This is a genomic window from Couchioplanes caeruleus (assembly GCF_023499255.1).
Lineage (GTDB): Bacteria > Actinomycetota > Actinomycetes > Mycobacteriales > Micromonosporaceae > Actinoplanes > Actinoplanes caeruleus_A.
Genome location: NZ_CP092183.1, coordinates 2,218,288 through 2,241,675 on the forward strand (window position 1 = coordinate 2,218,288; position 23,388 = coordinate 2,241,675).

The window sequence follows — 23,388 nt, forward strand, 5'->3', positions numbered from 1 at the left end:
CGGTGCGCCAACACCGCGGCCACGGCGGGAACACACCGGAGTCGCCGGCCGGTCGGCCGGGTCCTGCCGTGCGTGCCGCAAGCGAACGGTAACCCACGACCTCTGTCACAACCGGCGACTCCTTCCACCGTCCGGGCGGCGCCGCCGTCCGGCGACCCAGAAGGAGCAACCATGTCCGTCACGGACCGCGCCATCGAGGCGGTCGACCTCGTGAAGACGTACGGGAGAGGCAAGCGGGAGGTGCGCGCCCTCGCCGGCGTCACGTTCGCGGTCCGCCCCGGGATCATCTTCGCGCTGCTGGGGCCCAACGGCGCCGGCAAGTCCACCACCGTCAAGATCCTCACCACGCTGTCGGTGCCCGACTCGGGCAGCGCCACCGTCGCCGGCATCGACGTCCGCCACGACCCCGGGCGGATCCGGCGCGTGATCGGGTACGTGTCGCAGCGCCCGACGTTCGACCCGGCGGCGACCGGGCTCGAGAACCTGGTGCTGCAGGGTCGCATTCACGGCGCGTCCGCGGCCCAGGCCCGGGTCCGCGCCCGGGAGCTGCTCGCCCGCTTCGACCTCACGGCGGCCGCGGGCCGGACGGCCGGCACCTGGTCCGGCGGGATGCAGCGCAAGCTCGACGTGGCGATGGGCCTCATGCACCGGCCCCGGGTGCTCTTCCTCGACGAGCCGACCACCGGCCTCGACCCGGAGGCGCGGATGGGCATGTGGGCGGAGATCGGCCGGCTGGCCCGCGAGGACGGGCTCACCGTGCTGCTCACCACGCACTACCTCGACGAGGCGGACCACCTCGCCGCCCGGCTCGCCATCGTCGACGCCGGCCGGGTCGTCGCCTCCGGCACACCGGACGAGTTGAAGGGCGCGCTCGGCGGGGAGACCGTACGCGTCAGCCTGCCCGCGGCACCGGAGGCGGAACGGGCCCGGCACGTGCTCGAACGGCTTCCGGGCATCGCCGCGGTGGAGTCCGACGGCACGGTGGTGAACGCCCGCGTCGCGAACGGGGCCGCGGCGCTTCCCGGCCTCCTCGCCGCCCTCGAGGCGGCCACGGTGGAGCTCACCACCGTGACGGTGGCCCGCCCCTCCCTCGACGACGTGTACCTGCACCACGCCGGCCGCAGCTTCTCCTCCGCCTCCCTGGAAGGGGCCGATCGATGACCACCGTCGTCACGCACACCGGGCTGCTGTCGCTGCGCTCCCTGCGTACGCTGTCCCGCCAACCGGCTTACCTGATGTTCACGCTGGTGCAGCCGATGGTCTGGCTGCTGCTGTTCGGCCAGCTGTTCCGCCGCATCGCGGAGATGCCCGCCTTCGGCGGCGGGTCGTACCTGAGCTATCTGACCCCCGGGGTGGTCGTCATGACCGCGATGATGACCGCCGGCTGGAGCGGCACGTCGATCGTCCAGGACATGGAACGCGGCGTCATGGACCGCACGCTGACCTCACCGGTACGCCGCGGCGCCCTCGTCAACGCGTCCCTCGTCCACCAGGCGATCGTGACCGTCGTCCAGTCGCTGATCATGGTGGGGGTCGGCCTGCTCGCCGGCGCCCGCTACGACGGAGGCCCGCGCGGCATGCTCGTCCTCGTGCTCGCCGCGATCCTCATCGGCGTGGTGTTCGCCGCCTTCTCCGACGCGGTCGCGCTCCTCGTCCACCAGCAGGAGGCACTGATAGCGGTGGCGCAGTTCCTGGTGCTGCCGCTGACCTTCCTGTCGTCGGTGATGATCGCGCCGTCGCTGATGCCGGGCTGGGTCGCCGACGTGGCCCGGTACAACCCGGTGGACTGGGCGGCGGTGGCGGCCCGGGAAGCGCTGACCGACACGCCGGACTGGGGGCTGGTGGGCGGCAGGATCGGCCTGCTGCTGGCGCTCGCGGCGGTGATGGCGTGGCTGTCCGCCCGGGCCTACCGGGTGTACCAGCGCTCCATCTGATCCGTGCCGCCGGTGGGGCTCAGCAGCTCGCGGGCGCGCGCGATAGCGGCGGGCGTGTCTCTGCAGAGCAGGCCCTCGCGTTCGAGCTCGGCGGTGCTGCCGACGGCGGTCAGCGCCTGCCGGTGGGCGGGATCGATGCCGGAGAGCAGCACGAGGATCCCGCGGTGCCGCAGCCGCGCGATGGCGTCGCCGAGGATGTGCGCCCCGGTGGCGTCGATGGTGGACACCCGGGACATCCGCAGGATGACCGCGCGGACGTCCGCGACCTCGGTGAGCTCCAGCAGGAAGTCGTGCGCGGCGGCGAAGAACAGCGGCCCGTCCAGCCGGTAGGCGACGATGTGTTCCCGCAGCAGCGCGTGCTCCTCGGCGCTGTGGTCGGTGTCGTCGATCGGGACCTGCTTGATGCCGGCGGTCCGCGCGATGGCCCGCAGGGCGAGGACGACGGCGACGCCGAGACCGACGGCGACGGCAGTGACCAGGTCGAAGACGACGGTCACGGCGAAGGTGAGGATGAGGACGGCCGCATCGCGGCGGGTGGCTCGGATCAGCGCCAGCAGCGATGCGGTCTCCACCATCCGCACGGTCGTGGCCAGCAGGACGCCGGCCAGCGCGGCCAGCGGGATCCGCGACACCAGCGGCGCGGCGGCCAGCACGATGACGGCCAGGGCCACGGCGTGGGTCAGCGCGGCCAGCTTCGACTGCGCCCCGGCGCGCACGTTGACCGCCGTACGGGCGATCGCCGCGGTGGCCGGGACGCCGCCCATGATCGGCGCGGCCAGGTTCGCCAGGCCCTGCCCGAACAGCTCCCGGTCGGGATGATGCCGCTGGCTGACGCTCATGGCGTCGGCGACGGTGGCGGACAGCAGGCTCTCCAGCGCGGCGAGGGCGGCCACCGCGAGCGCGGCGGGCATCAGGTCCGCCGCCGCGGACCAGTGCAGGAAGTCCAGCGAAGGCGCGGGCAGGCCGCTGGGCAGCGCGCCGATCCGCGCCAGCGGCAGCGACGTGACCTCGGCCAGCACGGTGGCGCCGGCGACGGCGACCAGCGAGAACGGTACGGCGGGCCGCCAGCGCGCCCCCAGCAGCATGAGCGTGGCGACCCCCGCCGTGACCAGCAGGGGAGCCGGATGGGGATGGGACACGAAGCGCGTCACGGCGTCGGCGGCCACCGCCCACACCTTCTCGCCCCGCGCGTCGCCGACACCGAGCATCGCCGGCACCTGCTGCAGGGCGATCACCACCGCGATGCCCGCCGTGAAGCCCTCGATCACGGGCGTGGGCAGGTACCGGACGTACCGGCCCAGCCCGGCGACGGCGAGCCCGATCAGCACGAGGCCGGCCATGACGCCGACCATCAGCACCCCGTCGGCCCCGAACTCGTGCACGATCGGCAGCAGCACCACGGTCATCGCCCCGGTCGGCCCGGACACCTGCAGATTCGACCCGCCGAACACCGCCGCCACCGCACCGGCCACGACGGCGGTGACCAGCCCGGCCTGCGCGCCCAGCCCGGAAGCCACCCCGAACGCCAGCGCCAGCGGCAGGGCGACCACCGCGACGGTCAACCCGGCCACGAGATCCCGCCGCGGATGCCGCCGGGCCGCGGCCCAGTCGCCGCGCTGCGGAAGCAGGCGCGTCAGCCGCCCGGTCACGACAACTGCCCCTCGGCGTCGATCTGGACGAGCAGCTCATCACGGTCGGTGAGCACGGCGGACAGAATCCGCCGCCCGGCCGCCAGCAGCTCGGCGACGGCGGGCGTGCTCAGCGTGTAGACGACCGAGGAGCCGGTGCGAGCGGACGTCACCAGCCCGGCCCGGCGGAGCACGCCGAGCTGCTGGGAGAGGTTCGAGGGCTCGACGTCGATGTCGGCGAGGAGGTCGCGTACGGGCTTCGGGCCGTCCTGGAGGAGCTCGAGGACGCGGATGCGGACCGGGTGGCCCAGCGTGCGAAAGAGCTCGGCTTTCGCCTGGTACAGCGGGACACCCATGCGCATCCTGTCGGTATGATGACTTCTTCACTTGAAGAATTCTTCAAGTCGCGGCCAGCGTACCGGCCGTGATGCGGAGAGAACACGGAGAGTGGGATAGTTCTCACTCCATCCGTGATCTTGGTTTACAGAGAAACTTAAATACGTCTAAGGTTTCCCTGCTGCTTGACGTGCACGGGGGAGTTGACAGTGGTTCTTTTGGCGATGACGCATGCCCGCTCCACGGCTGCAGGCGTGGCTTTCTCATTGCTGCTCGGCGGGGTTGCGACCACGCTGCCCGCGAGTGCTGTCGCCTCGCCCGCGCCGGCCGCAGCATCGAGCCGTCTTCCGGGCCCTGCTGCGGCACAGGACGAGGGCGCCGCCCTGCAAAAGGCCAGCAGCTCCGATGCGCGGGTTGAGGTGCTCTCGGAGCGTACGGAGTTCAGCCAGCTGTTCGCCGAGCCGGACGGCCGGCTCACGTACGAGTCCACCGTGCTGCCGCAGCGGGTACGCCGCGACGACGGCACATGGGCCGATCTCAACTTGTCGCTTCAGGCAACGGACGCCGGTGTACGCCCGCGAGCCGCGTTCGCCGACGTGACGTTCTCCGACGGTGGTTCCGAGCCGCTGGTCACCATGGTCGAGGGGGGCAAGACGTTCACCCTGACCTGGCACGGGAAAGATCTGCCTCCGCCCAGGCTGGACGCCGACACGGCCACTTATCCCGATGTGCTGCCCGGCGTGGACCTGGTGGTGCGGCCGACCGAGCTCGGGTTCTCCCATGTGCTGGCTGTCAAGTCCGCGGACGCGGCGAAGAGCTCCGAACTCCGCGAGATCACATTCGACGTCGGCGGTGACGCGGAGCTGTCGCGCTGGCCCGACGGTTCGCTCCGGGCGACAGCCGGCGGATCGTTGCTCGCTACGGCACCGCCACCGGCGATGTGGGATTCGCGAAACGCCGCCACCCCGGTGAAGGCATCGGGAGGGACGTCCGGGCGCGTGGCGGCCCAGGGCCTCGATGACGACCCTTCCACCGGGAGCGGACCGTCCGACGCGGCTCGCGTCGCCGCAGTGCGGACGGAGGTGACGGCTGCCGGCGATCTGGTGCTGCGGCCCGACGAGGCCATGCTCACCGGATCGGCTACCTTCCCGGTCTTCATCGATCCGTACTGGGACAAAGGCAAAACCCGCTGGGCCTACTCGACGAACAACAACACCAACAACTCGGACGTCTCCCGGGCCCGTGTCGGCATGGACCCGGACGGGCGGATCTACCGCTCCTACTTCGAGTTCCCCCTCACCACGATCAAGGGCAAGCACGTCGAAGAGGCCAGCGTAAGGATGAAGCTGGATCACTCGTACTCGTGCGTCGACACCTGGACGCACATGTTCAGCGCGAGCCCGATCTCCTCGACGCCGCGTACGGCGTGGAAGAACAGCTCGTTGCTGAAGCACCTGGCGGCCACGGAGTCGCATGCCAACGAAGGCAGTGGATGCGCCGACTCGCCCCAGCCGGACATGACGGTCAACTTCGAAGGTGGCGCGATCACCTCGCTGATCAACAGTGCAGCCGGCAAGGGGACTTCCAACGTCACGATGGCGTTCTCCGCGGGGAACGAGACGCAGGACTACGAGAACTCTAAGGACCGGTGGAAGAAGTTCTTCCCCAACGACGCGAAGCTCATCGCCGACGTCGACGCCAAGCCGGGTAAGCCGTACTCGTTGCAGGTCAATAATGTGCAGTGCAAGTCGACCAGCATCGGTATCGGCATCAAGGACCCCTTCCTCTCGGCGATCATGCCGGACGGCGACGACAGCCAGCCGTTGAAGGCCACCTGGCAGCTGTACCACATCGTCGGCGACAAGTGGACCTCGATGACGCCACCGCCTGTCAGCAGCACACCGGCGAACGACCGGGAGAAGAGCGGCCGCATCGAGAAGGCGGAGGACAAGAACCTGTACGCGTTCCGGGTGATGGGCACCGACCCGAAGCCGTATGAGATCGACAGTCCATGGTCGGACTGGTGCTACTTCCGGATCGACACCGAGGAGCCCGACGTCTCGGCCGTCACGTTGACGAATCCGCCGGGGCCCGGGCAGCCCGGCACCTTCAAGATCATGTCCACTGCGACCGACGTCACGACGTTCCGCTGGGGCTGGGAGTCGGCTGTCCACGAGGTGCCGGCGAAGACCGTCGCGAACGAACCGGGGAAGTCGGCGGTCATCACCGCCACCGCGCCCAAATACGGCGACAACCTCATGACGCTTCAAGCCGTCGATTCGACACTCAACGAAGGGGACGGCACCCACCCCTTCTTCGTCGAACGCCCGGCGCCGCCGGTGGCCCAGTGGCTGTTGGAGAGGTATCCCTACGACAAGGATGACAAGGCGCTGTCGGACCAGGCCGCGTCAGTGGGGGGTGACACCCCTCTGACCGCTGCGGGCACGTCGTGGGCCGACAAACAAAGGGTGGTCGGCGGCCGCAACGTCGCCTTCACGGGCTCCGGCGCGCTGACCACGGGTGGGAAGGTTCTCGACACCACGAAGAGCTTCACCGTGGCGGCGTGGGTCCGTATCGATCAGACGACGGGCTTCCAGAACATCATCTCGCAGGACGGCGCGCACATCGCCAACTTCCAGCTGCAATATCGCAGCGACGACCGCAACGGCGACGGTACCGCCGACAAATCATTCTGCTTCGGCATGCGTGTGACTGATACGGACGCCACCGCCCCCATGGAGTTCACCTGTGCGCCGGACAGCGCCATCGCCAATCGGTGGACGCATGTGGCCGGTGCGTACGACGCCGGGGAAGAGACCATGCAGGTCTGGGTCAACGGTCAGCGAAAGGCCGTCAAGGATGCTCCGGCGGCCTGGTCGTCCACCGGTCCCATGCGCGTCGGCAACCGCAAGTACACCAGCGATGTATGGACGGACTGGCTGCAGGGCAGTGTCGCCGACGTCCAGGTCTTCGACCGGGTTCTGGTCGCTCAGGACTTCACCGGTGAGCCGGGCGACCCGAACCGGAAGATCGCCGACGAACCCGGCATCATGACGCCGGTCGAGGCGGGGCGGTGGGACTTCGCCGATCTACAGCCGTGCCCGGACCCGTCCATCGCGGAGATGTGCCAGGCCCCCGACCAGTCGTCGTGGCACCGGCGCCTCTCGTTCACCAAGGGGACGGGCATCGGCTTCGGCAGTGGCGGAGAGTTCCTCGCCCTCGACGATCAGGAGTTCGTCTGGGAGGGCGAGCCGAACCCGCAGGCACCGAAGACCCGCGAGTACGGCGTCACCCAGGCCAACGCCGCCCCGGAGGGCTCACCGGCACAGTGGCAGAACGGCACGCCCCTGCGCACCGACCAGTCCTTCACAGTGTCGGCCGCCGTGCACGTCGACTCGACGAGCACCACGATGACCGCGCTCGCGCCCAAGGGGAACAAGCAGTCCGCGTTCTTCCTGGGTACCCGCAAATCGACGGTCGACTCGGTGACGGCTCAGCGCTTCGAGGTCATGGTGCCCTCCGCCGACGCCGATACCGGGGAGACGTACACGCACGTCATCGCCAAGGCGCCCCTCGACATCGACGACGAGGGTTCGTGGACCCGGCTGACCGTGGTCTACGACGCCGGGGCCGGGACGATGTCGCTCTACGTCAACGACAGGGATCCGGTCACCCAGCAGGTTCCGCGCCTGTGGAACGCGGCCGGGCCGCTGATCGTCGGCGGCGGCTGGTGGGCCGCGGACAACACGACCGGCGCGTGGGTCGACCCCTGGAAGGGCGGCATCGACGACGTGGTGGTTTACCAGGGTGCCCTCACCGGTGTCCAGGTGATGAAACTCGTCGCCGGTCTGGACGCCGGATGATCCCTCCAGTCGTGCCCCGCCTCGTCGGCTCGGTGTGTTCCACCTGTCAGGAGAACCTTTCATGATCGGACGTTTGTCCCGGGCCGCGCGCACCAGGGCGGGAATCGCCGCGGGCCTGGCCGTTGCGCTGAGCCTCACCGGCTTCTCCAGTGTTCCCGCGCTCGCCGAGCCGGCCGAGCCGCCGCAACGGCTGAGCGCCCAGGTCGAGAAGCTCGACCAGGACGGCCGGGAAGTCGCCGGCGTCGGCTGGCAGCCTCGGGCCACGCCATTGGCGAAGGTCCCGGCGCCGGTGTGGCCGGCTGCCGGAAGCCGCGTCACCGTGACCACGGCGCCCACCAAGTCGGCAACGGCGGCTGCCGAGAAGCAGGCGGCTCCTGCGGTGACCGCTGAGGTCATCGGTCGTGACGCCGTGCCGCAGCGCTGGCGGTCCGGGGTGGTGGCACGGCTCACGGGCCGTGCCGCCGGCAATGCCTCGGTGTCGATGGACTACTCGGCCTATCGGCACGCCTTCGGCGGCAACTGGTCCTCCCGGCTGCGTCTGTGGCGGTTGCCCGATTGTGCTTTGACGGAACCCGACCGAGCGGGCTGCACGGCGGCCCCGCTGCCCTCGCGCAACGACCCGGCGCGGCAGACAGTGACAGCTGACGTCTCGCTGTCGGCCGGCCGATCCGGTACCGGCACATTGGTCGCTCTGGCGGCAGGACCCTCCGGCGATTCGGGGGACTTCGCCGCCACCTCGCTGTCGGCCTCGTCCAGCTGGTCCGTCGGCGGCTCGACCGGAGCATTCTCCTGGTCCTACCCGATGCGCACCCCGCCGGGCGTTTCCGGCACCGGCCCGGGTGTGACGCTCTCCTATTCCTCCGCCGCCGCGGACGGGCGCTCTTCCGCCACCAACAACCAGCCGTCCTGGGTCGGTGAAGGCTTCGAGTACGCGCCCGGCTTCATCGAGCGCCGGTACGTGCCCTGCAGCGAGGACGACTCCGGCACGCAGAATGCGCCCGAGTACACCGGGGACCTCTGCTGGCGGTCCAACAACGCGGTCCTCTCGCTGGCGGGCAACAGCACGGAGCTGATCTACGAGGCCGACAAGGGCTGGCACGCCCGGTCGGAGGACGGATCCAAGATCAGCCGCTTGACCGGTGGCACCAACGACGACGACAACGGCGAACACTGGCGGGTCACCGCGACGGACGGCACGCAGTACTACTTCGGGCTCAACAAGCTGCCCGGTCAGGACAAGAACACGAACTCGGCGTGGACGGTGCCCGTCTACGGCAACCACGCCGACGAGCCGGGACACGCGACGAAGTTCGCGGACTCGCGTACCACCCAGGCCTGGCGCTGGAACCTCGACTACGTCGTCGACACCCATGGCAACACCACGTCCTACTGGTACGACGTGGAGAAGAACCAGTACGCGGCCGAGATCACCGAGAGCAAGAACGTCCCCTACGTACGGGGCGGCACGCTGGCCCGCATCGACTACGGCACGTGGGACCGCGGATCCTCCGATCGCTCGGTGAAGGCCCTCGCGCAGGTGGTGTTCGAGCCGGGCGACCGCTGCAACTCCGGCTGCAGTGAGCACGACGGTGTGCACTGGCCCGACACCCCGTGGGACCAGGAGTGCAAGTCGACGGCCACGTCGTGCGACAACTTCTCGCCGACCTTCTGGTCGACCAAGCGTCTGGCCCGCGTCCTCACCCGCATCTGGGACACCACCAAGGCCACGCCGGGCTGGCGGGACGTGGACTCCTACACCTTGACGCACAGTTTCCCGTCACCCGGTGACGGCGACGCCGGCGGCCTGTGGCTGGACTCGATCGTGCACACCGGTCACGTCGGCGGCACCGCCACCCTGCCGGCCATCACGTTCAAGCCGGTCGCCCTGCAGAACCGGGTCAGGACCAAGACCAACACCACGAACAACTGGCAGCGCCTGGCCAACATCTACACCGAGACCGGCGCCCGTGTTCAGGTGGTGTACTCCGACAAGGAATGCTCGGCGGACAGTCTGCCGTCCTCGCCGGCCACCAACACGAAGCTGTGCTACCCGGTCATCGGCCCGGACCCGTACGACATCGACGGCCCGGACATCACGGAGTGGTGGCACAAGTACGTCGTCAAGCAGGTCTCCGAGAGCGACACCAAGCTCGAGAACGGCTATCAGTCCCCGGGCAAGACGACCTACTACGCGTACGAGGGCAGTCCGGCCTGGCACTATGCCGATGACGACGGCCTGAGCAAGCCGAAGCGCAAGACGTGGGACCAGTTCCGCGGCTACGCCACCGTGACGACGCAGGTCGGTGACACCAACAGGACGCTCACCAAGACGACCTACCTGCGCGGCATGCACGGCGACCGGGCCGCCGCGTCCGGTGGCACGCGAACCGTCACGGTGGCGGCGTCGCTCGGTTCGGAGACGGTCTACGACGAGGACCAGTTCGCCGGCATGGTTCGTGAGCAGGTCGTCTACAACGGCGTGGAGACCAAGCCGGTCAGCAAGACGGTCAACGTCCCGTGGCGCTCCGGGCCCACCGCGTCCCGCACCATCAACGGGGACACGGTCACCGCGCGCTACACCGGCACCAAGACCACGTACAAAGGCACCGCGCTCGGCGTCGACGGGGCGCGCGGCTGGCGGGTCACCAGCTCCAAGACCACGTTCGACGAGGACTACGGCGTCGCGGCCGCCATCCAGGACAACGGCGACGTCGACAAGGCGGGCGACGAACGCTGCACCACGACCACCTACAACCGCAACACCACCAAGAACATCGTCACGCTTCCCGAGCGGGTGACCGTCACCGCGTTGCCCTGCGGTACGGACCCGAGCACCGCCGACGACATCATCTCGGACACCCAGACCCTCTACGACGGCGCGACGAGCGTCAGCACCGACCCGGTGCGCGGTGATCTGACCGGTACGCAGGTTCTGAAGGACTGGAGCAAGACCTCCGGCACCTCCTGGCTGACGACTGCCACGGCGGTCTTCGACGCGTTCGGCCGGCCGACCAACGCAGGCGATCCGGTGCGCAAGACCACCACGATCTCGGCGTACATTCCGGCGGATGCGCTGGTCACCACGCGTACTGACACGCTGAAGCGCCGCGACACCACGCTGTCCGACTGGGTGACCACCACCGAGATGCACCCGGCGTGGGGGTCGCCGACGAAGATCACGGACCCCAACGGGCGCGTCAACGAGGCCACGTACGACCCGCTCGGCCGTACGTCGCAGGTGTGGGACCAGGGGTGGCCGCGCTCGCAGCACGCCGATCAGCCCACGAAGCGGCTGACGTATAGCTTCGACACGGAGCGCAAGAACTACCCGTACATCAAGACCGAAGAGCTCAACACGGTCGGCGGCACCGACGTCAGCTTCACCATCTACGACGGTCTGCTGCGCGTCCGGCAGAACCAGACGGAGGCGGTCGGTGGCGGCCGCGTCGTCACGGACACCCTGTTCGACGACCATGGGCGTCTCGAACTGACCTACGGCGCGCACAGCGAACCCGGCGACCCGTCCGGCACCCTGTGGGCCGAACCGCAATGGTCCGTGCCGCAGCAGACGCTCACCCTCTACGACCGGGCCGACCGGCCGTACGCGTCGATCTTCCAGGCGGGCGACGGCAAGACCAGCATCGTCGAGAAGTGGCGCAGCACCACGACGTACGAGGGCGACCGCACGACGGCGGTCCCGCCCAAGGGCGGCACCGCCACCACCACGCTGATCAACCCGCTCGGCAAGCCGGTCGAGCTTCGCGAATACTCCACTCCGGCCGGGACCTCCGGTTCGTACGTGGCGACCAAGTACGGCTACAACGGCAAGGACCAGCTCGCCAGCGTGACCGATGCCGGTGGCGACGAATGGACCTACACGTACGACATCCGCGGTCGCCAACGCCTGGCCGTCGACCCGGACAAGGGCAAGACCATCTCCGAGTACGACGACGCCGGCGACCTCATCAAGACCACTGACGCGCGTAATGAGGTTCTCGCCTATTCGTACGACGACCTGGGTCGCCGCACCGGCGTGTACGACGATGAGGTCTCCACGACGAAGCTGCGTGCGGAGTGGAAGTACGACAAGCTCTGGACCGGTCAGCCCATGCGCAACCAGCTGACCGAGGCCATCCGGTACGACAACGGCAACGCCTACAAGTGGCAGGCCAGCAACTTCGACCTGCGGTACCAGATCGCCAGCGAGCGATGGGTGATCCCCGCGTCCGAAACCGGTCTGGACGGCACGTACAGCTACAGCCACGGCTACTCGCAGTACACCGGTGCTCCGACGTCGCTGACGTATCCGGCCAAGGGGGATCTGGCCACCGAGACGGTCACCACCACCTTCGACGCGACCTCGGCGATGCCCAACGGGCTCAAGACCAACTTGCCGAACGTCGGCTCCTATGTCGTCGGCCAGATGTACACCGGCTATGGCGAGCCCACCATCACGACGCTCAAGACCAACGGCGGCACGTACGCCGAGCAGAGCATCTCGTACGAACTCGACACCCGCCGCGTCCACGAGGTGAAGGTCAAACCGGAGACGTCGACCGGCACCATCGCCGATCGGTTCTACAGCTACGACGCCATGGGCAACCCGCTGTCGATCACGGATGCGCCGCAGGTCGGACAGGCTGACACGCAATGCTTCGGCTACGACAGCCTCCAGCGTCTCGACTCCGCGTGGACGCCGAAACCGGGTACGGCATGTGACACAGGCCCGGATCCGAAGAACCTCGGTGGAGCGGCGCCCTACTTGCTCAAGTGGGTGATCGACAGCCTCGGTAACCGCACCGAGGAAACGCATCTGAGCGCCGCCGGGGAGACGACCAAGCGGACCTACGCCGTGCCCAAGCCTGGGAAGGGCGTGGTCCGTCCCCACGCGGTCAGCTCGATGACGACGAGGCTCCCCGGTCAGACCACCGGCACCACCTCGTCGTACGAATACGACGACGCCGGCAACATGAAGCTGCGTCCCGGCGCCACGGCGGTTCAGGCCCTGACGTGGGACGCCGAAGGCAAACCCGTACAGGTCCTGGAGGGCACCAAGCGCTTCACCAACCTGTACAACGCCGACGGTGACCGGCTCATCCGCCGCGACCCCAACGGTACGACTCTCTACCTGCCGGGCATGGAAATCCGCCGCGACGTCTCGGGCAGCAGCCCGACCGTGACTGGTACGCGTTACTACACCTTCAACGGCCAGACCGTCGCCTCCCGTACCAACCAGAACGACGGCCTGACGTGGCTCTTCTCGGACCACCAGGGCACCCAGCAGGTCGCGGTCACCGCGGCCGCCCAGACGGCCACCATCCGCCGGCAACTTCCCTACGGAGGCCCGCGCGGTGGCGACCCGGCATGGCCAAACCTCAAGGGGTTCGTCGGCGGCGACAAGGACCCCACCGGGCTGACCCATATCGGAGCCCGCGAGTACGACCCCGTGTTGGGCCGGTTCATCTCCGTCGACCCGGTGCAGGACCTGACCCAGCCGCAGCAGTGGAACGCGTACTCCTACGCGGGGAACAACCCCATCGGCCGTAGCGACCCGACGGGCATGTTCTTCATCGACCCGATCAGCCTCATCGGCGTTATCGGCGCCATCGGGCAGATTATCGAGAGCGGCGGCGGCGACTCCGGCGGCAGCGGCAACGGGGGCAACGGTGGTAACGGCGGTAATGGCAGCGGCACCGGAAACGGCGGCAACAGCCTTCGCTCCATCATCGGCAACGGCCTGAAAGGGCAGCTTGACGCCGGCTACGAAGCGACGGTCGGTCTCGTCACCGGCGTCTACTCGATGTTCGAGAGCACCTATCACCAGGCCAGTTCTGACGGCGCCGCCATAGCCAACGGCGACATGACCGTATGGGATGCGCTCTGGGGCCAGGCGAAACGCACCTGGAACGGGCCCGGTATGGGCGGCGGCAACTACGCCATGCTGAAGGGTCTGTTCTCCGAGGGGAAAAAGATCTTCACCGCAGACACCTGGGGCGAGCGGGCATACGCGGGTTCGCACCTCGTGTCGACCATCGCCCTCATGTTCGTCGGGCCCAAGGGCATGAAGGGCAAGCCGAAAGCTCCGGCAGCGGCCGCTCTGGAAGGTGTTGAAGGGAGCGCGCCGGCACGCGGTGCGGCGAAGCCCCAGGGGTGCCTGAACAGCTTCGCCCCGGCCACGCTTGTGCTGATGGGGGACGGCTCCACCAAGCCGATCGGCGACATCGAGGTCGGCGATCAAGTAGTGGCAACCGATCCAGAAGCGGAACGAACCGAGAGCCGTCCGGTGATCGCCACTGTTGTCAACGACGACCGCAACTTGACCGACGTGACAGTCCGGGTCGACGAGGACGCCAGCGTCACCCTCCAGACCACGCCGGAGCATCCGTTCTGGGATGACGGAAGCAAGGTTTGGAGTGACGCTCGTGACCTGAAGCCGGGAGCCCGTCTTCGTGCGCTGGACGGGACCGACGCCCGAGTGGTCATGGCGCACTCGTATCCCGGCCAGCGCTGGATGTACAACCTCACCGTCGCGGATCTCGACACATTCTACGTGCTCGCCGGCGCAACCCCAGTGCTCGTCCACAACACCAACTGTCCGGTGTATCGTGCGCAGACTTCTCATCCTGGCAGTCAGCGCATAGCGATCGGCGCGGACGGTAATGTGTCGCTGAGTGGAGAGGGGCGTTTGTACCTGAACATGAGCGGCGACGCTTCCCATTCGCTGCAGTTCCGTGGCTCCGACGGCCAGGTTGTAGGCTTCGATGTGGACAGCGCGTTCGTGGACCAGGTGCGCGCGTCGGCCCTTCCGCAGAGAGCGCCGCGCGGATTCACAGGGAGTAGGCGAGAATGGAACCAGCTTCGCAGCACGCGACCAGAAATCGCCGACCCGAAGGTTTCGCCGGGACTCTATGGGATTCCGTCGAACATGTTCGATGACCTCAGAGGTGCAATCGTTCCAGGGTCTGGACGGGTGGTTGGATGAGTGCCCGAAGATTTGCAGGCGAGCAGGTGCGAGTCAGCACCTCTCCTGCATCGGATGCCGAAGGTCCTCAGGTGCTTGCCACGTTCCTTGTCACGACCAACCTAAGCCAAACCGATTACGCCGGTAGAATTCGTGCCGTCTTGTCTGCGGCCGTTACCTCGGCCAATGAAATCTCTAGAGGTTCGGAATTCCTGCCAGAGAATAAAATTCCCGATTGGTTCGCGGAAGTTACACGCGGATCAGTTTTGGTCGGCCGTGATGACCCTGCATCGCGGGGAGTCCGTCAATATGTCGCTCGCGAGGGCGAGGAACCTTGGGAACTCCAGGATTGGCTCTTTTGTTTCGATCCTCGGCTTAGGGGCTGGGCGTGGTGGGATCTGACAAGGGTGTCCGACGAATCGGTACTGCTTTGGGTCGACTCTTCCGGGGAGCCGGTATTTCCGTGTGAAGAGCTGCGGTGGCTGGCCTATGCTTGTGGCGCGGAGGCTGTCGAAGGGCCTACCTTGAAACCCTTCTTGGAGTGGCGGCAAATGGCGTCCGCTCGACGAGCCGGGTGACAAATAGCTGTAGGTCGCGGCTCTCAAAGACGGGTCGAACCGTATCGGAGTGCGCGCATGTTCTGGTGAGACTCGCCGGCCTCATCGGTAGCGGCCTGCCCCATCTCCGACGGGGCCAAGGATGGGCGCGGAGCCGTACCCCCAGCAGGCCACATCAAATTCACGAATGGGAACGTGGAATTGAATCGGTCGCTCCGGGCTGTGGACGACGAGACGATGCGAAGGCTGCGCTCGTACGGCAGTGGCATTTTTGACGCTGCGGATCGCCTGGAACGGGCTTCCCGCGGCCTGTGACGACTGTCTCCCGACAGGCCGCATGGAAGGAACCGGCCCTTGGGAGACTGGTTGCCGGAAACGGTGTCGCTCAACTCTCTCAGAGGGGTGGTCTACATCGGCACGGCCGAGCCGGAGCTAGATGCCCTTGTCTCAGTGGTTGTCGAAGCCGTCGCGAGATCCCCAACGCCCGTGTTTCCTTCAGAGCCGACGGTTCGAGGGGTGAGGGGCGTGCATCTTTACCCATCGGCGGAACGTGTGCAGGGCCTCGCCCAGGTTCAGTGGACCGCAGGCGGCACGGAAATGGTTGTTCTCTTCCCACGTGATGATCCAGTCGTGCTGGCTACGGCGAAGCTGCTGGCCTTCGTAGGGTTTACCGGCAAGGCTGGTCTGGGCGATGTCGATGTCCACCGACCATCCGGGATTGTCAACCGTGTCGATCTTGATGCCGAACTCGTGCTCCCATTCACCGTCGCACTGTGTGACGTACTAGGCCTGCAACCAGGCCCACACGTCAGGCGCTGGCTCGTCGTACTCGTGGTGCATCCGTGGCCCCCGCCGTGTCCGTGAGCCGGATCTGAGTCAGATAAGAGTAGGCCTCGGGCAATGTAGCGCTTGAGGCAGCGCATGATCTCGGTCTTGGTGTGCCTCGGTGATGCGGTGGGCGACTTACCTGCGGGTGGGTTGATGAGAGCGCACGAGGACCAGGGCGACGCGCCATAGGACGCCGTTCGCGTTACGGTCGCCGCCGCGGTGTACCGAGCGTTGGCCTCATGTCGACCCGGTCGGCGATCTAGGTGATGTAGGCAGCTGGTGACGATGCCTGCCTGTTGAGTTCCGAATGGATGGTAAATACGTGGATATGAGCGAACTCCTGATGCTGGCGCGGTCAGCTTTGTGGTCCGACCGCGTACGCGCCGGCGAAGAGCTGAGCTCCTGTGCCGGCCACACGGATGTCGACGCAGTGCTTCGGGAGCTTCTGTTGGACGGGCGGGACACCGCAGTGATCGCGCGAACTGCCGAGGCACTCCTTGCTCGCGGTGATTTCAGCCGGGTGGAGACTCTTTCTGACGGCATGGGCGTTGGCCACACCAGCGCAAGCGGATCATCTCGGAGGGGCTACGGGCCGAACTCTGTTCGAGGCCAGCATGGATGCGGCAAGAGCCCAAGCAATACGTGAGTGCCTGACTCTTTCGTCGGCCGACGAGGACAGTATGGTCCGGCAGTCGGCAGAAGAATGGATTCGCCGAGTCAATCGAGCGTTGTCTTAGCTCAGGGACGGCGGGCTGAAGTCTGAAGATCTTGGATGGGCGTGTACGGGTGGCTTGGCGTGACGACCGATCACGTCGTCGATGAGCTGAGCTGACTGTGAGACCGTGGGCCGACGGCAACTATCCCCACTTGCGTCGCTGGGCTCGCTCGCCGGTCGTGCCTTCGACGATATTCTTGCGAAGTTGGAGCCGGCAGTCGCGGAGGCGGTCGACCGCCCGGCCGTGCTTGACGAGCAGTTCTCGGCCATCTTCCGATCCGTTTCCCCCGGCTACGGCGTCGATTCGGCGGTGCATCTGGGGCTGCCGGGCCTCAGCGTGATGCGAGGCTGGTCCCTCGAAGGCGCGTGAGCGAGGCTGTGGAATGTGGTGATCGCTGCACGCGTCGATGAACCTGACGCTGACAAGATCGCAAGGGAAATATCAGCAGCTAGGAGCCTGTACGCCTGGTCTGTGACGACTGTTACCGACCCGGCCAGGGCGGAAGGATTCGGGCCGTGGGCGACTTGTCCCAAGGGTGACTGCGACTCGCACCGAATCCCCGCCCGACACCGACGCGTCTCCCGGGGAGCTTCTCGCGCCCGGGCGGCGCTTCCGGATCGTTCTCGTGCTCGGCTTCCTCACCGCGCTGGGTCCGCTCACCATCGACATGTATCTGCCGGCGCTGCCGACCATCACCGATGACTTCGGCGCGACCCCGGCTGCGGTGCAGCTCACGCTGACCGGCACGCTGGTCGGGCTGGCTCTCGGTCAGTTGGTGGTAGGTCCGCTGTCGGACGCGGTGGGGCGTCGGAAGCCCTTGCTCGCCGGCGTCGGCGTGCACCTGGTCGCCTCGGTTCTCTGCGTAGTCGCGCCCAACCTGGCCGTTCTGGGCACCCTGCGGGTGCTGCAGGGTCTCGGCGCCGCCGCCGCGTCGGTGGTCGCGATGGCGATCGTGCGGGATCTGTTCAGCGGGTTCGCCGCGGCGCGCCTCTTCTCCCGGCTCATTCTCGTCGTCGGCGTCGCGCCGATTCTGGCTCCGACCATCGGTGGTCAGACGCTGCAGTTCACCTCGTGGCGCGGGGTCTTCGTCGTGCTCGCCGTCGCCGCCGCCGCGATCATGGCCGCCAGCGCGACCGTCCTGCCCGAGACGCTGCCGATCGGCCGGCGTCGCAGCGGAGGGATCGCCGGCACCCTGCGGGACTACGGCCGGCTGTTCACCGACCGGGTGTACGTCGGTCTCATCCTGGTCGCCGGGCTCGCGATGGCGGCCCTGTTCGCCTACGTGAGCGGCTCGTCGTACGTGCTGCAGGACGGCTTCGGCCTGAGCGAGCAGCAGTTCGCGTACGTGTTCGCCGGTGGCGCGGTCGGTCTGATCGGCGCCACCCAGCTCAACGTACGGCTGCTGCGGCGCTGGACGCCCCAGCAGATTTTGAGCGGTTCGCTGCTGGCCGGCCTGGGCTTCGGTTCGGTGCTGCTGGTGCTGGCCGCCACGCGGACCGGTGGCCTGGTCGGCATCCTGATCCCGCTCTGGCTGGTGCTCGCCATGGTGGGGCTGGCGATGCCGAACGCGCCCGCCCTGGCGCTGAACCGGCACGGCGAGGCCGCGGGTACGGCCGCTGCGCTGCTCGGCGCGGTGCAGTTCGGCGTCGGCGCGCTGGCCGCACCGCTGGTCGGCGTGCTGGGCGTGGGCACGGTCGCGATGGCCGTCGTCGTCTTCGGCGGCATGCTCGCCGCCACGCTTGTCTGCTTCCTCGTGGTCCAGCCGCACCGCCTCCCTGTCGAGCAGACGGACGTCGCCTTCGCCGCGGCCCACTGATCAACGGCGAAGGGCCGCCACGGGTGTGGCGGCCCTTCGGTGAAGAACGGATCAGAACGGCGTCATGACGATGCCGGCCTGGCGCGGGTCGCCGCTGTGCACGAGCGACTCCTGGTTCTGCACGTCGTCGAAGGCGAAGGCGTACGCCTTGCCGTCGGCCATCTGGTCGTGGATGACCTTGGCGTAGTGGTTGCTGGGCTCGCCCTTGTAGAAGTCCGCCGCGGTACCGCTCGGCTGGGTGTCGAGCGTGCCGAGCGTGGTGCGCTGCATGGCCGCGCAGAGCGTCCGGGCGATCGGGCCGACGACGAGGTCGTTCGGTGCGCCGAGGGCGCCGTCGCAGCCCCACACGTTGGCCGTGGACGGCTTGGTGAACGAGGCCACCACCTTGCCGCTGCCGTCGGTGAAGTTCATGACGTTGCCGCTGGTGCGGCCGGAGAACTTCGTGTTCGGCTGGTCGCCGAACGGCACCACGGTCAAGGTCTTGCTCGTGTACGCGTTCCACGCCCGATTGATGTACGGGTCCAGGTACGTGGCGCTCATCAGTCCGGCGTCGGCGGCCTTGCCGGGGGCGAGGACGCGCAGCACCGTACCGTCGGAGCGGGTGACGACGCTCTTGGCGAAGTCGGGCTGGGCCTTGATCGCGTCGATGACCTTCTGCCGGCCGCCCGCCTTGAGCTCGCCGGTCTTGATCGTCGCGCCGTTGCCGCCCTGGACGCTGACGACGTGCGGGATCGCGAACATGTCGACCTGCGAGCTGTTCAGCCACAGACCGGAGTCGTTGAGGGTGAACTCGCTCCAGTCGAACAGGATGTCGTGGTTGGGGTCGCCACCGGCCCACGGCGCCGGCTGCACCAGCCCGTCGGTGCTGAGCCGGAAGTCCAGCTTCTTGCCGAACGACATGTAGAGCCGGCCGGACAGGTTCTTCGGCATCTTGATGGTGGTGCTGGAGCCGTTGGCCGGCCCGGGGATCGACACGTCCGGCGCCGGCACCGGTACGGCCGCGCCGCCGGTCCACGGGGTGAAGGTGCCGCCGGCGTTGACGTAGCCCAGCTTGCCGGTGCTCAGGTTGACGCCGAGGACGTACAGGAAGACGGCGTCGGAGCGGCCCGTGTCGTTGGTGACCTTGACCGGGAGCAGGTTCGAGGCCGGCGGCGGGCTCGGGTTGTCCGCGGGCTTCGTCGTGGTGGGCGTCGCGGCCGGGGGTTTCGTGGTGGGCGCTGTGGTCACCGGGGGCGGCACGGGGCGGTAGGACGTCGGCGCGACCGTGGGGGCGGTCGTCGGTGCCGGCGCGCCGCCGCCGCTGCACGGCTGGCCGTTGAGCTTGCAGTTGAGCGGGTTGCCGCCGGAGCCGATGAAGCCGAACGTCACCTTGCCGTCGACCGGGACGGCGCCGTTCCAGGCGCGGTTGGTGAACGTGCGGTGCTGGCCGCTGGCGGCCATGTCGGCTTCCCAGAAGCTGCCGATCGTGGCGCCCGCGGGCAGGTCGAACTCGACCTTCCAGGAGCTCATCGCCTTCGGGCCGCCGTTGGTGATCGTCACGCCGCCCTGCCAGCCGGAGCCCCAGTCGGACGTCTTCGAGAAGACCGCCGTGGTGGCCGCCGCGGACGCCGGCATGGCGATCCAGGCGGTGGCCCCGGCGGCCACCACGGCGGCTGTCGAGAGGATGAGTGTTCGCTTGCGGCGCATGGGGGGTAGTGCCTCCGTCAAGGGGATGTGAAGTCCCCGTAATTATCAGGAGTCTTTACCGTGCCGACGGTTTTTTAAGACGATCATTAAAGGTTCCGTAAGGGATCACGGACACGAAGGGTCGCCCGCCGGTCGCGCATCGCGAAACCGGCGGGCGATAACACTTTTCCGGGTGTGAGTTAGGCGCGGCGCCACTTCTGGTTCGCGCCGCCGACGCAGTCCCACAGGTGCAGAAGTGCGCCGTCGTTGCCGTTCCACTCCTTGATGTCGACGCACTTGTTCGCCTGCGGGTTGACGAGGTCACCCGCGGCGGAGAGGACGAACTGCTGCGCCGGGTTGCCGCTGCAGCCGACGATCTGGATCGCCGCACCGTTCGCCGTCGAGCCCCACGCCACGTCCATGCACTTGTTGTTCGACGTCTGCAGCGTGCCGTTCACGAATGTCCACTTCTGCGCGGCGGTGCCGTTGCAGGTGTACATCTGCAGCTGCACGCCGTCGGCGAAGTTCGCGTTCGGTACGTCGATGCACTTGTTGTTCCAGTTGCTGACCACCGAGCTGGTGCTGGAGCCGCCGCCGCTGGTGGTGAGCGAGAGGCCGTACACGCCGAGGATCTCGTTGACGGGCTGGAACCACATCGTGCCGCCGGAGGAGCAGTTGCCCGTACCGCCGGAGGTCACGCCCTGCGCCTGGTTGCCGGAGATCCAGGAGCCGCCGGAGTCGCCCGGCTCGGCGCACGCGTTGCTGCGCGCGAGGCCGGAGACGGAGCCCTGGGCGTACACAATGGTCTCGTCGCGGCCGAGGATCGTGCCGCAGCGCCACCCGGTGGTCCGGCCGGAGCGGCACACCGAGCTGCCGACCGCGGCCTCCTGCGAGCCGGCGACGACAACGTTGCCACCGGAGTAGTTGTTGACCCACGGCTGGGGCGTCCAGTTGCTGTTCGTCCGGATCCACGAGTAGTCGTTGCCCGGGAACGAGGAGCCGGCGAAGGTGCCCTGCGAGACGTTGTTGTAGCCGAGCGTCGGGCTGTTCACGCCGCCGCAGTGACCGGCGCTGACGAAGCCGCCCGCGACCGCGAAGCCCACCGAGCACAGCGTGTTGCCGTTGATGACGTACTGGTCGCCGCCGCGGATGTCGTACATCGGCTTGGGCTGCTCGGCGGCGTCGGCCACCGTCACCGAGCCCGCGCCGCTGGCGGCCGCGAAGGAGCGCGCCTGTGCCGACGCGCCCGGCTTGGCCATCACCACCAGGCTGTTCGAGGCGACGTCGACGTACCAGCCGCGGATCGCCGTACCCTGCGCTTTCGCGGCGTTGCGGTCCAGCCGGGCGCGGGATGCCTCCAGGTCGGCCGCGCTCCGGCCGACGATCTTCGGCACGGCGCCCTCGGCGCGGACCGCGGCGGCCTGGCGCGCGTCGGTGACCGCGACGGTGAGCCGGTCGGCGCCGCGGGGGATCCAGGCGCCGGCGAAGGTCCCGCCCAGCTTCGTGCGCAGGCGCTTCTCCACGACCGGCGCGGCGGCCTCGGTGGCGAGGCGGGCGGCGATCTGATCGTCGCTGAGCCCCAGGTCGCGGCGCATCGCCGCCACCATGCCCGGGGCCATGTCGAACCGGGGCGCCGCGGTGGGTGCGGCAGGCGCCGGTATGGGTGCGGCGAGACTGGGCGCCGGTAGCACGCCGATGGCGGTGAGCGCCGCGGCGCCGAGGCCGAGCGCTTTCAGGGCACGGGACATGGGGGAAGTCCTTCGCTGATCTGGGGGAATCGAGGAAGGAGAGCGCTCTCTAGCATCGGAGTTTGTCGATAGTTAACGGATCTGTCAAGAAAGTTGAGAGATTTCGACGGTGGTGACGCGTGGTAATGTTGCCGGGTCGCGGTTCCGACTTCGTATATTTGCCAGCGCCTGGTGGGTATCTGATCCCACCGGGCGTTTGTCGTCTCCGTCCCGGTTCGGGCCGGAGGCTGTCCCGGTTCGGGCGGGGTCGGAGCGGCGCGGCGGGGCTCGCGCGGTGCGCGCCCCCATGGTGAAGGAGTGCGGCATGGCTGTCGGCACGGTGAAATGGTTCAACGCGGACAAGGGCTTCGGCTTCATCACCCAGGACGGTGGGCAGCCCGACGTGTTCGCCCACTTCTCCGCCATCGCGTCGGACGGGTACCGCTCCCTCGAGGAGAACCAGCGCGTGGAGTTCGACGTCACCCAGGGCGCCAAGGGCCTGCAGGCCAGCAACATCCGGGTGATCTGACGAGCGTGGCACGACGGCGGGCCGCGACCGCGGCCCGCCGGTCCACTCCGTACGAGAATCGAGGCGTGTGAAGACCTACACAGGTGCTCCCTACCCGGCGGACACGCACAGCCCGCTCCAGCGGCGGCTGCTGCGCAACGCCTCGTCCCCCGCGCGTGCCCCGCAGAGCGACGCGCTGCGCCTGCAGGCGCCCGCGCTGGTGCCCGAGGTCCACCTGTTCCTCGCCGAGGACGCCGTCCTGCTCTGGGCGCGCCTCGAGGCCGAGGCCGGTCACCCGCTGCCCGCGCCGTTCTGGGCCACCGCCTGGGCCGGCGGCCAGGGCCTGGCCCGCTACGTGCTCGACCACCCGCAGCTCGTGGCCGGCCGCCGGGTGCTGGACCTCGCCTCCGGATCGGGTCTGGTCGCCATCGCCGCCGCGCACGCCGGCGCCGCCGAGGTGGTGGCCAACGACATCGACCCGTACGCCGTGGCCGCCATGCACGCCAACGCCAACGCCAACGGCGTGTCCGTCCACATCTCGGCCGAGGACCTGACCGGCGGCGACGGCGGCGAGGTCGATCTCGTCCTGGCCGGTGACTGCCTGTACAGCGGGGACATGGCCGCCCGCATGCTGCCGTTCCTCGGCCGCGCGATGCGCCGCGGCGCGACGGTGCTGCTCGGCGATCCGCAACGCGGGTATGCGCCCGCCGGCCTGCTGCGCACGCTGGCGACGTACCCGCTGATTCAGCCGAGCGCGGTCGGAGATCAGCAGGAATGGGTCAGCGTCATGACCCCCGTGGCCGTCGAGCTGGCCTCCTAGCTCCAGACCCGCCCGCACGCGCCCTCGCA

At 68.3% G+C, this 23,388-nt stretch carries 12 protein-coding genes and 1 pseudogene; 8 read left to right on the forward strand and 5 right to left on the reverse strand.

Annotated elements, in window-relative coordinates; all coding sequences use genetic code 11:
- Positions 1–171: 171 nt before the first annotated feature.
- Together COUCH_RS10480 and COUCH_RS10485 are read left to right on the forward strand one after the other, a co-directional pair.
- Complete coding sequence (locus COUCH_RS10480) at positions 172–1,161, forward strand: ABC transporter ATP-binding protein (protein ID WP_249611874.1); 990 nt, start codon at positions 172–174, stop codon at positions 1,159–1,161.
- A complete protein-coding gene (locus COUCH_RS10485) occupies positions 1,158–1,934 on the forward strand; it encodes an ABC transporter permease (protein ID WP_249611875.1) in 777 nt (258 codons plus the stop codon). The genes COUCH_RS10480 and COUCH_RS10485 overlap by 4 nt, the downstream gene beginning before the upstream one ends.
- Here the strand turns inward: COUCH_RS10485 and COUCH_RS10490 are convergent.
- Together COUCH_RS10490 and COUCH_RS10495 are read right to left on the reverse strand one after the other, a co-directional pair.
- The gene (locus COUCH_RS10490) at positions 1,907–3,583 is read right to left on the reverse strand and encodes a SulP family inorganic anion transporter (RefSeq protein WP_249611876.1); all 1,677 of its coding nucleotides are present in this window, start codon (positions 3,581–3,583) and stop codon (positions 1,907–1,909) included. The genes COUCH_RS10485 and COUCH_RS10490 overlap by 28 nt on opposite strands.
- Positions 3,580–3,918, reverse strand: a complete 339-nt coding sequence (locus tag COUCH_RS10495; RefSeq protein WP_249611877.1) for an ArsR/SmtB family transcription factor — start codon at positions 3,916–3,918, stop codon at positions 3,580–3,582. Before COUCH_RS10495 ends, COUCH_RS10490 begins: the two co-directional genes overlap by 4 nt.
- A gap of 234 nt (positions 3,919–4,152) precedes the next feature.
- Here COUCH_RS10495 and COUCH_RS10500 point away from each other — a divergent pair, with 234 nt between their 5' ends.
- Together COUCH_RS10500 and COUCH_RS10505 are read left to right on the forward strand one after the other, a co-directional pair.
- A complete protein-coding gene (locus COUCH_RS10500) occupies positions 4,153–7,761 on the forward strand; it encodes a LamG-like jellyroll fold domain-containing protein (protein ID WP_249611878.1) in 3,609 nt (1,202 codons plus the stop codon).
- 61 nt (positions 7,762–7,822) lie between these two features.
- Positions 7,823–14,743: an RHS repeat-associated core domain-containing protein gene (locus tag COUCH_RS10505; protein ID WP_249611879.1), complete on the forward strand. Its 6,921-nt coding sequence runs from the start codon at positions 7,823–7,825 to the stop codon at positions 14,741–14,743.
- Between the two features lie 1,031 nt (positions 14,744–15,774).
- On the opposite strand, the pseudogene COUCH_RS10510 reads toward COUCH_RS10505, so the two are convergent.
- Positions 15,775–16,050 (reverse strand): annotated as a pseudogene (locus tag COUCH_RS10510) (immunity 53 family protein); the annotation flags it as partial.
- Positions 16,051–16,949: 899 nt separating this feature from the next.
- Here COUCH_RS10510 and COUCH_RS10515 point away from each other — a divergent pair.
- Positions 16,950–17,192 carry a hypothetical protein gene (locus COUCH_RS10515; protein ID WP_249611880.1) on the forward strand — a complete coding sequence of 81 codons (243 nt, stop codon included), beginning with the start codon at positions 16,950–16,952 and terminating at the stop codon, positions 17,190–17,192.
- Between the two features lie 166 nt (positions 17,193–17,358).
- Complete coding sequence (locus COUCH_RS10520) at positions 17,359–18,639, forward strand: multidrug effflux MFS transporter (RefSeq protein ID WP_249611881.1); 1,281 nt, start codon at positions 17,359–17,361, stop codon at positions 18,637–18,639.
- Between the two features lie 51 nt (positions 18,640–18,690).
- Here the strand turns inward: COUCH_RS10520 and COUCH_RS10525 are convergent, their stop codons facing one another.
- Positions 18,691–20,325, reverse strand: coding sequence for a beta-1,3-glucanase family protein (locus COUCH_RS10525; protein WP_249611882.1), 1,635 nt, complete (start codon positions 20,323–20,325; stop codon positions 18,691–18,693).
- Positions 20,326–20,504: 179 nt separating this feature from the next.
- Positions 20,505–22,052, reverse strand: coding sequence for a ricin-type beta-trefoil lectin domain protein (locus tag COUCH_RS10530; protein ID WP_249611883.1), 1,548 nt, complete (start codon positions 22,050–22,052; stop codon positions 20,505–20,507).
- A 304-nt stretch (positions 22,053–22,356) separates the two neighbouring features.
- Here COUCH_RS10530 and COUCH_RS10535 point away from each other — a divergent pair, with 304 nt between their 5' ends.
- Positions 22,357–22,560 (forward strand): cold-shock protein, encoded by a 204-nt coding sequence (locus COUCH_RS10535; RefSeq protein ID WP_249611884.1) that lies wholly within the window; start codon positions 22,357–22,359, stop codon positions 22,558–22,560.
- A 67-nt stretch (positions 22,561–22,627) separates the two neighbouring features.
- On the forward strand, positions 22,628–23,359 hold the full coding sequence (locus tag COUCH_RS10540; RefSeq protein ID WP_346015978.1) for a class I SAM-dependent methyltransferase: 732 nt from the start codon (positions 22,628–22,630) through the stop codon (positions 23,357–23,359).
- Positions 23,360–23,388 lie beyond the last annotated feature (29 nt).